We start from the raw sequence: 580 nt of genomic DNA, 5'->3' as shown, positions 1-580 counted from the left end.
CTATAACTTTTGCTTTAGTTTTAACAACAGGAGTTTCTATTTCTATTTCCTCTAAAGGTAATTCTCTTGTTATTTCATATCCCATAAGCATTGTTATTTCTGTTAGAAGTTCTCTAAAATCTTTAGATCCTGTATTTTTATCCCTCATTAAAGTTAATTTGTGTTGTATTAATGGATGATCTGCAACTACTACTTTTTTCATTATGTAAGCCTCCTAATTTTTTTGTTCTATGTCATTTAACATATTTACTCTTCTTAAGTGTCTTTCACCTTCAAATTCAGTGTTTATCCACGCATCAACTATCTCAAGAGCTAGCCCTTTTCCAATTACTCTCTCTCCTAAAGAAAGCATGTTTGCATTATTATGTGCTTTTGACATTTTAGCTGAAAATGTATCTGAAACAACAGCACATCTAATACCTTTAACTTTGTTAGCTGCTAATGAGATTCCTATACCTGTGCCGCAACATAATATCCCATAGTCTACGTCCTTGCTAACAACCGCTTTGGCAACCTTTTCTCCATATATAGGATAATCAACTGAATCTACTCCATTTTCAGTTCCAAAGTCTACACATTC

At 32.8% G+C, this 580-nt stretch carries 2 protein-coding genes; both read right to left on the bottom strand.

Annotation, left to right across the window (positions count from 1 at the left end):
* The coding region (locus AZI32_RS17510) for a uracil phosphoribosyltransferase (RefSeq protein WP_275935000.1) at positions 1-202 on the bottom strand (202 nt) is incomplete at its 3' end.
* Between the two features lie 12 nt (positions 203-214).
* On the bottom strand, positions 215-580 hold a 366-nt coding region (gene rpiB, locus AZI32_RS17505; RefSeq protein ID WP_061997189.1), incomplete at its 5' end, for a ribose 5-phosphate isomerase B.

Source organism: Clostridium sp. ATCC 25772 (assembly GCF_001573875.1).
Taxonomy (GTDB): Bacteria; Bacillota; Clostridia; order Clostridiales; family Clostridiaceae; genus Clostridium_J; species Clostridium_J senegalense.
Note: the sequence above shows the minus strand (reverse complement) of the source record. Positions and strands in the feature narration are given on the sequence as shown.